11 protein-coding genes are annotated in these 12,338 nt (G+C 54.8%); 3 read left to right on the forward strand and 8 right to left on the reverse strand.

Annotation, left to right across the window (positions count from 1 at the left end):
- Window positions 1-76: 76 nt before the first annotated feature.
- From AL479_RS20510 to blr, 3 genes are all read right to left on the reverse strand, one after another.
- Window positions 77-517, reverse strand: coding sequence for a DUF2569 domain-containing protein (locus AL479_RS20510; RefSeq protein ID WP_061077419.1), 441 nt, complete (start codon window positions 515-517; stop codon window positions 77-79).
- Window positions 518-595: 78 nt separating this feature from the next.
- Window positions 596-811: a transcription modulator YdgT gene (gene ydgT / locus AL479_RS20515; RefSeq protein ID WP_061077420.1), complete on the reverse strand. Its 216-nt coding sequence runs from the start codon at window positions 809-811 to the stop codon at window positions 596-598.
- Window positions 812-1,095: 284 nt separating this feature from the next.
- Window positions 1,096-1,221: a division septum protein Blr gene (blr, locus tag AL479_RS20520; protein WP_061078033.1), complete on the reverse strand. Its 126-nt coding sequence runs from the start codon at window positions 1,219-1,221 to the stop codon at window positions 1,096-1,098.
- Between the two features lie 240 nt (window positions 1,222-1,461).
- Here blr and AL479_RS20525 point away from each other — a divergent pair, with 240 nt between their 5' ends.
- Window positions 1,462-2,502, forward strand: a complete 1,041-nt coding sequence (locus AL479_RS20525) for an oxidoreductase (RefSeq protein ID WP_061077421.1) — start codon at window positions 1,462-1,464, stop codon at window positions 2,500-2,502.
- Window positions 2,503-2,541: 39 nt separating this feature from the next.
- Here AL479_RS20525 and add read toward each other — a convergent pair whose 3' ends face one another.
- The 3 genes from add to malX form a co-directional block, all read right to left on the reverse strand.
- Window positions 2,542-3,543 carry an adenosine deaminase gene (gene add / locus AL479_RS20530; protein ID WP_061077422.1) on the reverse strand — a complete coding sequence of 334 codons (1,002 nt, stop codon included), beginning with the start codon at window positions 3,541-3,543 and terminating at the stop codon, window positions 2,542-2,544.
- A 103-nt stretch (window positions 3,544-3,646) separates the two neighbouring features.
- Window positions 3,647-4,819 carry a MalY/PatB family protein gene (locus AL479_RS20535; RefSeq protein ID WP_061077423.1) on the reverse strand — a complete coding sequence of 391 codons (1,173 nt, stop codon included), beginning with the start codon at window positions 4,817-4,819 and terminating at the stop codon, window positions 3,647-3,649.
- Between the two features lie 10 nt (window positions 4,820-4,829).
- The gene (malX, locus tag AL479_RS20540) at window positions 4,830-6,422 is read right to left on the reverse strand and encodes a PTS maltose transporter subunit IICB (RefSeq protein WP_061077424.1); all 1,593 of its coding nucleotides are present in this window, start codon (window positions 6,420-6,422) and stop codon (window positions 4,830-4,832) included.
- A 176-nt stretch (window positions 6,423-6,598) separates the two neighbouring features.
- Here malX and AL479_RS20545 point away from each other — a divergent pair, with 176 nt between their 5' ends.
- A complete protein-coding gene (locus tag AL479_RS20545; RefSeq protein WP_061077425.1) occupies window positions 6,599-7,627 on the forward strand; it encodes a Mal regulon transcriptional regulator MalI in 1,029 nt (342 codons plus the stop codon).
- Between the two features lie 26 nt (window positions 7,628-7,653).
- On the opposite strand, the gene AL479_RS20550 is transcribed toward AL479_RS20545, so the two are convergent.
- Both AL479_RS20550 and manA read right to left on the reverse strand, forming a co-directional pair.
- The gene (locus AL479_RS20550; RefSeq protein ID WP_061077426.1) at window positions 7,654-9,135 is read right to left on the reverse strand and encodes a YdgA family protein; all 1,482 of its coding nucleotides are present in this window, start codon (window positions 9,133-9,135) and stop codon (window positions 7,654-7,656) included.
- Window positions 9,136-9,236: 101 nt separating this feature from the next.
- The gene (gene manA / locus AL479_RS20555; RefSeq protein ID WP_061077427.1) at window positions 9,237-10,412 is read right to left on the reverse strand and encodes a mannose-6-phosphate isomerase; all 1,176 of its coding nucleotides are present in this window, start codon (window positions 10,410-10,412) and stop codon (window positions 9,237-9,239) included.
- A gap of 217 nt (window positions 10,413-10,629) precedes the next feature.
- On the opposite strand from manA, the gene fumB reads away from it, so the two are divergent.
- Window positions 10,630-12,276: a class I fumarate hydratase gene (gene fumB / locus AL479_RS20560; RefSeq protein ID WP_061077428.1), complete on the forward strand. Its 1,647-nt coding sequence runs from the start codon at window positions 10,630-10,632 to the stop codon at window positions 12,274-12,276.
- The last annotated feature ends 62 nt before the right edge of the window (window positions 12,277-12,338 follow it).

Genomic DNA, 12,338 nt, shown 5'->3' on the forward strand with positions numbered 1-12,338 from the left:
TTTTCGGCCTGAAATAAAAAAGCCGCCTATTATCTGACAATCTACAGCAGGCGACAACAGGTTAACTGTAGGGTTATTACGGGTTCACAAAAGTCGTTTTCACGCGCGACGAGCGCTTGAAATAGGGCACTAACAGTGCTGCCGCCAGCAGCGGGAATAGTAACTGACGCACGGCTAATGCGTCGGGCACCGGTGAAAAGGCAAAAGCCTTGACCGCCAGTAAGACGGAGACCAGCAGCCAGATAATATAGTGCTTCGGCACGCTGCGTCTGCGTTTAAAGAACGCAATCGTCAACCACAGGGTGTAATACCACATGGCGATGGCGGTGAGAAAAGAGACGCCCCACAACAGCAGGTTGCCGGTACTTTGTTCTGCCAGCGTCGCCAATGTCTGGGGCGAGGCGAGCGCCGTAGCATACAGAAACAGGGCCAGCGACGCACTCAGCAAGGCGACTAAAAGCCAGGCCAGCGGGCCCAGTAACCAACCGCCAATGCGCTGTGCCGGTGTTGTGGTCATAAAATCTCCGGAATTGCCAGACGTACCGTTCTTTTTGGGGCAATTATTATAAAGCTTTTACCGGCAAGCGCTACTTTCTTATTGCACGTAGTGCCAGACGGATTTCGGTACCTGTCCAACATCAAAGAGGCGACCGCCGGAGACCAGTTCTGCGCGGCGATGATCGGCCGCGCGATACATATTGATAATGTCGCGATCGTCGGTCAGGGTGTAGTGCAGGTGATCAAACAGTTTTTCCAGGCTTTCGAGAGAGCTAATTTTGCGAAATTTTAATAAATAATCCTGAACAGTCATAAACAGGGATCCCTATTATAAAAATAAAGCCACGAGTGGTGAAGGTAAAATAAACCTGTCCCGGCGAAAGGAACCGGCAGGCGAAGGCCGAAAAAAAGTATTTTCTTAAGTGGTGTTTGCAGTGCCAGACGACACCAGAGCGAAGGGTAACGCGCTTCGCCATGACTGGCAATAAGCACAGGCGCGGGAGGCTGCACAATTCGCTTTTTCAGATAATTTTTCAGCTTTTTCTGCAAGTAATACGGGAAAACCAACCTTCCAGGCGACATACGCCGCCTGGTGCGCTATTTCTGCTGAACAGCGGCGGTCGGTTCGGGAGGCTGATAATTATCAATATGGTTGGCGACGCCAAGGAGGACCACGGAAACCGCAAGAACCACCCAACCTGTTAATTCAATAAGACGATCGATGACTGACGACATTTGCTTGATTTATCCTTAAATACAGGCAGCAGATGTTACTTAGCAATAATTATCCCGGCAAGTGTTTCGGGAACGATTTCAGCGACTTTATACCGACAAACTGCGCGAAAGTGACATTTATTTGACTTAAGTTAAATAACGACCTTTATCGCGTCAGGGTTAGTAAACTATTGTGAGTGGTTCATGGATAGTGTGAAATAGTCGCAGACTGAAACGAGAGGCATATATATGAGTGACAACATCCGTGTAGGACTGATTGGCTACGGATACGCCAGTAAAACGTTCCATGCCCCCCTGATTGACGGCACGCCGGGACTGGAACTGGCCGTCGTTTCCAGTAGCGATGCAGCGAAAGTGAAGGCGGACTGGCCCTCCGTGGCCGTTGTCTCTGAGCCGAAGCATCTGTTTAACGACCCGAATATCGATCTAATCGTCATTCCCACGCCTAACGATACTCACTTCCCGCTGGCCAAAGCCGCGCTGGAAGCGGGTAAACATGTGGTGGTCGATAAACCCTTTACCGTGACACTGTCACAAGCTCGTGAACTGGATGCGCTGGCGCGCAGCCTGGGGCGGGTGCTCTCCGTTTTCCACAACCGTCGTTGGGACAGTGACTTTTTGACCCTGAAAGCGATGCTGGCGGAAGGCGTACTGGGCGAAGTCGCCTATTTTGAATCGCATTTCGACCGCTTTCGTCCGCAGGTGCGGGATCGCTGGCGTGAGCAAGGGGGACCGGGAAGCGGTATCTGGTACGATCTGGCACCGCATCTTCTTGACCAGGCGATCAATCTGTTCGGTCTGCCTGTCAGCATGACGGTAGATTTGGCCCAGTTACGCCCGGGGGCGCAGTCAACGGACTACTTCCATGCCACGCTGTCCTACCCGCAGCGTCGGGTGATCTTACACGGCACGATGCTGGCGGCAGCGGAATCGGCGCGTTACATCGTGCATGGTTCGCGCGGCAGCTATGTGAAGTACGGCCTGGATCCGCAGGAAGAGCGTCTGAAAAGTGGCGAACGCCTGCCGCAGGAAGACTGGGGCTACGATATGCGTGATGGCATCGTCACACGCGTTGAAGGTGAAACGCGAGTGGAAGAGACCTGGCTGACCGTGCCGGGGAATTATCCGGCGTACTATGCCGGGATCCGCGATGCGCTGAATGGTCACGGAGAGAATCCGGTGCCGGCGAGCCAGGCTATCCAGATTATGGAACTGATTGAGCTGGGAATTGAGTCGGCGAAACATCGTTCGACGTTATGCCTTGCCTGATGTCTGAAAGGCCCGATGAACACATCGGGCCTCTTTTCGTTATGCCGCCGCCACTTTATCTCGCAGCGCCTGCTTTTCCGCCGCGCTCAGGAAGGCGATTTCCAGTCCGTTAATCTGTGCCTGATGAATCTGCTCACGGCTCAGTCCTGCTGCCGGTGCCGCAACGGTATATTCGTGAATGATATCCACCCCCTGGACCGCCGGATCATCCGTATTCAGGCTGGCGAGGACGCCATGCTCAAGGAACGTTTTCAGCGGATGCACGGACAATGATGCCACGGTGCTGGTCTGAATATTCGACGTCAGACAGGATTCGATGCCAATCCGTTGTTCCGCGAGGAAATCCATCAGCGCCGGATCCTCTACCGCTTTCACGCCGTGACCGATGCGTTCCGCGCCCAGTTCGCAAATAGCCTGCCAGATGCTTTCCGGACCGGCGGCTTCACCGGCGTGCACCGTAATGTGCCAGCCCGCGTCACGCGCGCGGTTGAAATGGGACAGGAACAGACTGCCCGGGAAGCCCAGTTCATCACCGGCAAGGTCAAGTGCGGTGATCCGATCGCGGTGCGCCAGCAGCGCTTCCAGCTCCTGTAGACACGCGGCCTCGCCGAAAGTCCGGCTCATGATGCCGATCAGTTGCGCCTGCACGCCAAAGGTTTTGCAGCCTTCTTGCACGCCGGCAATAACGGCTTCCACCACGCCAGCAACCGGCAGTTGATGCGTCATTGCCATGTAACCCGGGGAAAAACGCAGCTCAACGTAGTGCAGGCCATTGCGTGCGGCGTCTTCGATATTTTCAAACGCGACGCGGCGACAGGCGTCGAGGGAAGCTAAGACTTTTACACCCCAGTCCAGTTTCGACAGAAAGCTCACGAGATCCGGTTCAGTGGCCGTGACCTGTACATGAGGGATCAGCGTTTCAAGGGTTTGCGCAGGGAGGGGCAAATTGAACTGGCGGCCAAGATCCAGAATGGTTTGTGCCCGGATGTTACCATCAAGGTGGCGATGAATGTCAGTTAACGGCAGGGAAGTATCAATCATGGTCGCACTCATTATTCGTAGATAAAAGTGCGCGCTATTATAAAAACAAAAGCAGGGGAAAAGCTATGTTGCGCAATGATTAATTCCATTGCGCAATGGGGTGTCAGCGTACCGATCGGATCGCGTTAATTAATCCGTTCACGCCTTTTTCGAGTTTTGAACGCGGGCACCCGGCATTCAGTCGTACAAAACCGCGTCCTTCATCACCGTAGGTATAGCCGGGCATGATGGCGATTTTCTCCTGTTGAATCAACGCATTCTGCAATGCCTTATCATCAATGTTCAATGCCCGCAGGTCGATCCACGCGAGATAGGTCGACTGCGGCACCGGCCAGTTGAGTTCAGGAAAAGCGTCGTTCAGGGTATCCGCAATGTAGCGTAGATTATCCCGGAGATACGCCCGCAGCGCGTCCAGCCACGCCTCGCCCTGTTCATAGGCCGCGATATGAGCAGTCAGCGCCAGCACGGCGGGAGAGGACAGACCGTCGCGACCTTTTAACGCGTTGAGATACGCATCACGGCTGTCAGCGTCTTCAATCATCCCGTAAGCGCCGGTCAGCGCCGGAATATTGAAGCTTTTGGAGCCAGAGGTGAACAACGCCCAACTGTCACGCGCCACATGGCTCCAGGGGATGTGCGGCTGTTCGCCCCAGACCATATCCATATGAATTTCATCAGATATTACCCGCACGCCGTGACGCTGGCAGCGTTCCGCCATCGCTTCCAGTTCCTCGCGCGTCCAGACTTTACCGGTCGGGTTATGCGGGCTGCACAACAGCAGAATCTTACTTTCCGGGCGCGCCAGTGCCGTATCCAGTTTCTCCATATCGCAATGCCAGTTGCCATTGCGTTGTTCCAACGCCACCGGGACAACATGACGCTGATTGCCTTCGATAGCTTTATAGAACGCGTCATAGGCCGGAGTATGGAGCACCACGCCGTCACCGACAGAAGACCACTGGCGGATGAGTTGTGACACCATATAGATTACGGAAGGGCCATACACCAGCGATCCGCTATCGATGCGCGTGTTGTGGCGCCGGGCAAACCAGTGGGCAACCGCGCCGAGAAACTCATCATTCTTCCAGCGACTGTAGCCCAGCACGCCGTGAGCGAGGCGCTGGTTCAGCGCCTCCAGGATGCAGGGAGCCGTCGCGAAATCCATATCGGAGATGGTAAACGGCAGCAGGTCGGCAGTGCCGAAGCGATCGGCCACGTAATCCCATTGCGTGCACCACGTACCGTGACGGTCAACAACCTGTGAAAAATCAAACATGTGCGTGTCCTTATGCCTGAACGGTATTCATCAGGCCAGCCATTTCGTCTTTAACCGACTGGACCTGCGGGCCGATCACCACCTGCAGGTTATGTTGATTCAACTGCACGACGCCGATGGCGCGATTGTCCTTCAGCGCCTGTACATCGACCCGCGACATATCCTTAACGGAAAGACGCAGACGGGTAATGCAGTTATCCAGACTGACGATGTTATCGGCACCGCCCAGCGCGGCCAGAATAGCAGGCACGTTATAACCCGATTTTCCCGGCGTTCCGGCAACGGCTTTTTCGATCGAGCTGGCGATTTCACTGTCGCGACCCGGTGTTTTGAGGTTAAAGCGAGTAATAGCGAAGCGGAAGATGGCGTAATACACCACGAACCAGACTGCCGCGACGACCGGGACCAGATACCACTTGGTGGACAGTCCGTGCAGGATCCCAAACACCACAAAGTCGATGATATTGCCGTCAGTGTTACCGATCGTTACACCCAGTACTGACATCATGGTAAAGCCCAGACCGGTCAACAACGCGTGAATAACATACAGCACCGGTGCAACAAACAGGAACAGGAATTCCAGCGGTTCCGTCGTGCCGCCAACGACACAGGCAATCAGACCCGAAATCAGCAGCCCTTTGATCTTGTGACGATTCTCCGGACGTGCGCAGTGATACATCGCTAACGCCGCACCTGGCAAGCCGCCAAGGAACGCTGGCATTTTACCCTGTGACAGGAAGCGGGTGGCGCTTTCCGAGAAGCCTTGGGTGGTCGGGCAACTCAGCTGTGCCTGGAAAATGGTCAGCGCGCCGCTCACCGAATGACCGCACACTTCCTGGGTACCGCCAGCGTCGGTAAAGCGAATTAACGCCACCAGAATGTGATGCAGACCAAACGGCAACAACAGGCGTTCGCCAGTACCAAACAGCATCGGACCAAAGTCGCCCGCGCTATTGATCATATGACCCAGCCCGCTGATCCCCATCGCGAAAACCGGCCACACCAACGGGATCACCAGACCCACCAGCCCCATCACCACTGAAGAGACGATGGGGACAAAGCGGGTACCGCCGAAGAATGCCAGCGCATCCGGCAAACGGATGTTATGGAAACGCTCGTGCAGCATCCACACGATAATACCGGCGATCACCGCGCCGAGGATCCCGGTGTCAATTGACTGAATGCCGAGGATATTCTGGATGTTGTTGGCTTTCAGGATCGCCGCATCGGTGGTCGGCAGAATACCCTTTGCGGTCAGCCAGAAGTTGACGGCGAGGTTCATTACCGCGTAACCGACAAAACCGGCAAATGCCGCAACGCCTTTGTTTTCGCGGGCCAGCCCGAGCGGGATCGCAATACAGAACATCACCGGCAGAAAACTGAAGGCGAATGAGCCCACTTTGCTCATCCAGGTAAAGATGGCCTGAAGCACTGGGTTACCCAGTGCCGGAAGCAGGGTGATCACATCGTGGCTGCTGAGCGAACTGCCAATCCCGAGCATAATGCCGCAAAACGAAAGCAGCGCCACGGGCAGCATAAACGTTTTCCCTAACTGCTGGAAAAATTCCCACAGCGTAATTTTTGGTGTTGTCTTCGCCGTCATCTAACGACTCCTTGTGCAAATCCATGGGTAATGAGAAAATTTGATCAAGAAGATAAAACGTTTTATCACTTTTTAGTGCGGTGAAAATCACATTATCAGAGGATATTAACGCGTATAAATAGATGTAATAGATAAAACGTTTTATCTGTCACATTATCAGGGAGTCTGGCGTTTTTATGGCCATAGCCAAAAAAATCACTATCCACGATGTCGCACTGGCGGCGGGCGTCTCCGTCAGCACGGTTTCACTGGTGCTCAGCGGCAAAGGCCGCATTTCAACCGCCACCGGCGAACGAGTAAATGCGGCGATAGAACAACTGGGTTTTGTGCGTAACCGTCAGGCTTCGGTGTTACGGGGAGGCCAGAGCGGGGTGATTGGACTGATTGTCCGCGATCTGACGGCACCGTTTTATGCAGAACTGACGGCGGGGTTAACGGAAGCGCTGGAAGCACAGGGCCGGATGGCGTTTTTGTTGCATGGCGGTCAGGATGGTGAACAACTGGCGCAGCGTTTTGCCATGCTACTGAATCAGGGCGTTGACGGCGTGGTGATCGCCGGGGCGGCTGGCAGTAGCGATGATCTGCGTCTGATGGCTGAAGAAAAGGGCATTCCGGTGGTTTTCGCCTCACGAGCCAGTTATCTGGACGATGTGGATACCGTGCGTCCGGACAACATGCAGGCCGCGCAACTGCTGACGGAGCATCTGATTCGTCACGGCCATCAGCGCATCGCATGGCTAGGGGGGCAGAGTTCATCATTAACGCGTGCGGAACGCGTCGGCGGCTACTGCGCGACACTGCTGAAATACGGTTTACCGTTTCATAGCGACTGGGTAATGGAATGCGTGTCCAGCCAGAAGCAGGCCGCCGAGGCAATCGGTGCGTTACTACGACGGAATCCGACCATCAGCGCCGTGGTGTGCTATAACGAAACGATTGCGATGGGCGCGTGGTTTGGCCTGATGCGGGCGGGACGGCAGAGCGGTGAAGTGGGGGTTGATCGCTACTTTGAGCAGCAGGTTTCATTAGGCGCCTTTGCCGATGTGGCGGAAAACGCGCTGGACGATCTGCCGATTGTCTGGGCGACAATGCCGGCGCGGGAAATGGGTTACAGTCTGGCGGAACGCATCCTGCAACGCATTGCGCGTGAGGAGAGTCACACCCGCAGTCAGACGTTGTCTGCGCGACTGGTGGTGCAAGAATAAACCCCTCCGTAGAGGGGTTCTGGCGATTACTGCTGGGGCAGAACCATGCCGAACATTCCGACAAACTCTTCCAGCGGCATCTTCTTCCCGTTTAAGGTCACCTGACCATTAGCGTACTGCAGGCTGGTGCCAATGGTGTTGTCCTCAAGGGTGGTAATGCGGAACATCTGTCCCATCGCGGCGAGGCCCTTCACCTGCTGGTTGGCAAGTTTAGCGGCTTCCTCCTGCTGATAACCTTCCAGACGGGCGACCTGAGTCATAAACTCAACGGCCATATCCACTGGAATCGACAGCTTACCGTCGAGCGATTTCACCGAACGGTCGACTTCGTCGGCCAGCGTCTGCGGTTCACCCTGCGCGGTGGCCGGATCCTTCAGGAACAGGGATAGATTCAGCGCCGTTTCGCCTTTGGCATTTTTCCAGCTCAACGGCGCAATGGTAATGACCGGTTCGCCTTTCATTAACAGCGGCAGGGCGCCAAAGAAAGCTTCGGTCACTCTCTGCTGATACAGTTCCGGGTTGTTCGCCACTTCCGGCTGCGATAACAGCGCCTGGGTCTGGGCATTATACTGCTGGCTGAACTGATGCCATGCCGCGCCGTCAATCTGACCGACTTTCAGCGTCAGCTTGCCGCTTCCCAGATCCTGATTCTGAACCTTGAGGCTGTTCAGAGTGTAATCCAGTTGGCTGTTGATGGTTTTACCGTCATCCACGAGATCGGTCTTCCCGCTGATCTCCATGCCTTCCAGCAGCGCCATCTCTTTGCCTTCAACGGCGAGGGACATTTTCCCAATCGTGACTTTCTGATTGCCGACGCGCTCACCGAAGCTCGCAAGCGTGCTGGAACCTTCTGTTTTCAGGTCGTTAAAGGAGAGCTGGACCTTCTGATCGTACTCATTCACCGCATCGACCAGACCGCTCTTCGCTTCACCGGAAAGGGAAACCACTTTGCCTTCTTTATCGGCATTGAAAATAAATTCGCCGCCGCTGAATGCGACTTTCTCCGCCCCTTTATCGTAGTTCAGCGGTTTCAGCGACATTGCGGAACGGGTATCTCCGCTGTAGCTAATCCGTGAATTGATCTCAAAAGGCGTTTCACCTTTCGCCATCTCAAAGAGCGGTTTGCTGACGTCGTTATTGACCAGGGTCGTCTTTACTGAGGCCATCGACGGCAGAAGATTAAAGGTTTTCAGTTGAGCGAACGGGAAGGGACCATGATCGACGGATTCGTCAAGCACCACGCTTTGGCCAGCTTTCAGCCATGGATTTTCTTTTCCGGCTACCGGCTTAAGCACCAACTGTAACTGGCTGCTGAAGACGCCACGCTGATAGCTCTGATAAGCGAGTTCCACGTTTGCTTCCGGCGCGGTGAGTTTAATCTGCGCATTGGCCTGGCTGACCATCTCAGCCAGATGGGTTTCCAGCTTTTTACCTGTGTACCATGCACCGCCCGTCCAGACGACGCCGAGTGCGACGATCACACCTGCAGCTACCAGCGATTTTTTCATATTGTTTATCCATAAAATGAAACCAGGCGGTAGAGACCGCCTGGCAAAGTCATAAGCCTTTTACAAGCTTAGCAAGAGTTACTACAAAATTCAGTAAGTTGCTAGAGTTTGTTGTAAACCCGCGCCACACGGCCCACGCCGCTGACGCTCACCGGTGACTCTTCGGCGCTGATAAACGCCGATTCACCCGGTTTCAGCACCAGACGCTGTTCGCCTTTGCTTAACACCGCTTCGCCTTCAACACAGAACAGGATAGCCGCGCTGTGCTGCTCGATCGCTGTCTCCTGGGCGGACAGATCATGCAGAGAGAACGCGAAATCATCGACCGGGATCGGGAAATCGAGCTCCGCGCCATGTTTCACCGGCGTGGTCAACAACTGGTTAGCCGGTTTCGCGTCAAACTTCACATTGGCGACCAGTTCCGGGATGTCGATGTATTTCGGCGTCAGACCCGCACGCAGCACGTTATCGGAGTTCGCCATGACTTCCAGCGCGACACCTTGCAGATAGGCATGCGGCGTTTCGGCGAACAGGAACATCGCGTCGCCAGGATTCAGTTTCACCACGTTCAGCAGTAGAGGTGAGAAGAGGCCGCTGTCGTCCGGGTAAAACTCTGCGATAAGGCGGATAGTCTGCCACGGCTCGCCTTGCTGGGTTTCCAGCGCCGCTTTCAGAATCGCCAGCGCACGGGATTTCTCCTCACCCTGCATACTCAGCAGACCGGCAAACAACTGGCTCAGCCGCTCCGCGTTGGGCTGTTCGAGAAAATGGGCGATGGCGGTGTGTGCGCCAGCCACCGGTTGCAGCAGCGAAACGATTTCAGAGAACTCGCGGAATGCGTTCATGGCAAGGAACGGGGTCAGCGCGAAAACCAGCTCCGGCTTATGGTTCGGATCTTTGTAGTTGCGCTCTGCGGCATCCATCGGAATACCGGCGGCGTTCTCTTTAGCAAAGCCGATTTCAGAATTACGCTTATTCGGATGTACCTGGATGGACAGCGGTTGCGCGGCGCACAGCACTTTGAACAGGAACGGCAATTCGCCGAAGCGCTGCGCCACGGCATCACCCAGCAGTGCGGATTGATTTTCGTCAATCACGTCACGCAGCGAGACGATCTGCCCGCTGGCGTCTTCAATCCTGGAGCTACTTTTCGGGTGCGCGCCCATCCACAGTTCCGCCATGGGTAACTGCTGCGGATTCGCCAGACCATAGAGTTCCGTCAGCGCCGTTTTACTTCCCCAGGCGTAGTTCTGCACGGAGTTGATGAGTTTTTGCATGTTCAATGCCCTGTTGCAAGTTGGAAATCAGTGGAAACTTAATTCGACTATTAAAGCAAGAAACCTGTGGGAAGTAACCTGTGGGCGCAAAAAGTCGTACTTGTCTCAGTTTTTGTTAAAAAATTGTGTAGGATAGTGTAACTCGCTTTTAACGAGGGCAATGGAACATCTGCCCTGAAGCCTAAGAAAATCAGACCGAGCAGTAAGTGAGAGAACAATGTCAAACAAACCCTTTCATTATCAGGATCCTTTTCCCCTTAAAAAGGATGATACCGAATACACCCTGCTGACCAGTGAATACGTCTCCGTTGCCGAATTTGAAGGACAAGAGATCCTCAAAGTCGACCCGGAAGCGTTAACGCTGCTCGCGCGTCAGGCCTTCCATGACGCCTCATTTATGCTGCGCCCCGCACACCAACAGCAGGTTGCCGACATTCTGCGCGACCCAGACGCCAGTGAAAACGACAAATATGTGGCGCTGCAGTTCCTGCGTAACTCTGACATCGCGGCGAAGGGTATTTTGCCAACCTGCCAGGATACCGGCACGGCGATTATCGTCGGCAAAAAGGGCCAGCGCGTCTGGACCGGCGGTGGTGATGAAGCGGCGCTGGCGCGTGGGGTGTATAACACCTACATCGAAGATAACCTGCGCTATTCGCAAAACGCCGCGCTGGATATGTATAAAGAGGTGAACACCGGCACCAACCTACCTGCGCAGATTGACCTCTACAGCGTCGATGGCGATGAGTACAAATTCCTTTGCATCGCGAAGGGCGGCGGTTCCGCGAACAAGACCTATCTTTATCAGGAAACCAAAGCGCTGCTCACTCCGGGCAAGCTGAAAAACTACCTGGTTGAGAAGATGCGGACGCTGGGGACCGCAGCGTGTCCGCCATACCACATTGCCTTTGTGATCGGCGGGACGTCGGCAGAGGCAAACCTGAAGACCGTGAAGCTGGCGTCGGCGAAATACTATGATGAACTGCCGACCGAGGGGAATGAACATGGTCAGGCGTTCCGTGACGTCGAGCTGGAAAAGGAGCTGCTGACGGAAGCGCAAAACCTTGGTTTAGGCGCGCAGTTTGGCGGCAAATACTTTGCTCACGATATTCGCGTGATCCGTCTGCCGCGCCACGGCGCATCCTGTCCGGTCGGAATGGGCGTCTCCTGCTCGGCGGATCGCAACATCAAAGCGAAGATCAACCGTAAAGGCATCTGGATCGAGAAGCTGGAGCACAATCCGGGCAAATACATTCCTGAAGAACTGCGTAAAGCGGGCGAAGGGGAAGCGGTACGCGTTGACCTGAACCGTCCAATGAAAGCGATCCTCGAACAGCTGTCGCAATATCCGGTGTCGACCCGTCTTTCCCTGAACGGCACGATCATCGTCGGTCGTGATATTGCGCACGCTAAATTAAAAGAGCGGATGGATAATGGCGAAGGGCTGCCGCAGTATGTAAAAGATCACCCGATTTACTACGCCGGTCCGGCGAAGACGCCGGAAGGCTATGCCTCCGGTTCACTCGGCCCGACCACCGCCGGGCGTATGGATTCGTATGTTGATCAGCTTCAGTCGCAGGGCGGGAGTATGATCATGCTGGCCAAGGGTAACCGCAGCCAGCAGGTGACTGACGCCTGTCAAAAACATGGTGGATTCTACCTCGGCAGCATTGGCGGTCCGGCAGCCGTACTGGCGCAGGGCAGCATCAAGAGCCTGGAGTGCGTGGAATATCCGGAACTCGGAATGGAAGCTATCTGGAAAATCGAAGTTGAAGATTTCCCGGCCTTTATTCTCGTTGATGATAAAGGCAACGATTTCTTCCAGCAGATTCAGACGTCGCAGTGCGCACGCTGCGTTAAGTAACGTCAGCCGCCCTTCGGGGCGGTTTTTTTTATCGCACAAACCACCAAACGGTGGTGCTGACA

The sequence above is a fragment of the Citrobacter amalonaticus genome (assembly GCF_001559075.2).
Classification (GTDB): Bacteria; Pseudomonadota; Gammaproteobacteria; order Enterobacterales; family Enterobacteriaceae; genus Citrobacter_A; species Citrobacter_A amalonaticus_F.

Excerpts from the sequence above, each read along its gene's own strand:
- AL479_RS20510 (WP_061077419.1), bottom strand. The coding sequence starts at position 517 with ATGACCACAACACCGGCACAGCGCATTGGCGGTTGGTTACTGGGCCCG.
- ydgT (WP_061077420.1), bottom strand. The coding sequence starts at position 811 with ATGACTGTTCAGGATTATTTATTAAAATTTCGCAAAATTAGCTCTCTC.
- AL479_RS20525 (WP_061077421.1), top strand. The coding sequence starts at position 1,462 with ATGAGTGACAACATCCGTGTAGGACTGATTGGCTACGGATACGCCAGT.
- add (WP_061077422.1), bottom strand. The coding sequence starts at position 3,543 with ATGATTGATACTTCCCTGCCGTTAACTGACATTCATCGCCACCTTGAT.
- AL479_RS20535 (WP_061077423.1), bottom strand. The coding sequence starts at position 4,819 with ATGTTTGATTTTTCACAGGTTGTTGACCGTCACGGTACGTGGTGCACG.
- malX (WP_061077424.1), bottom strand. The coding sequence starts at position 6,422 with ATGACGGCGAAGACAACACCAAAAATTACGCTGTGGGAATTTTTCCAG.
- AL479_RS20545 (WP_061077425.1), top strand. The coding sequence starts at position 6,599 with ATGGCCATAGCCAAAAAAATCACTATCCACGATGTCGCACTGGCGGCG.
- AL479_RS20550 (WP_061077426.1), bottom strand. The coding sequence starts at position 9,135 with ATGAAAAAATCGCTGGTAGCTGCAGGTGTGATCGTCGCACTCGGCGTC.
- manA (WP_061077427.1), bottom strand. The coding sequence starts at position 10,412 with ATGCAAAAACTCATCAACTCCGTGCAGAACTACGCCTGGGGAAGTAAA.
- fumB (WP_061077428.1), top strand. The coding sequence starts at position 10,630 with ATGTCAAACAAACCCTTTCATTATCAGGATCCTTTTCCCCTTAAAAAG.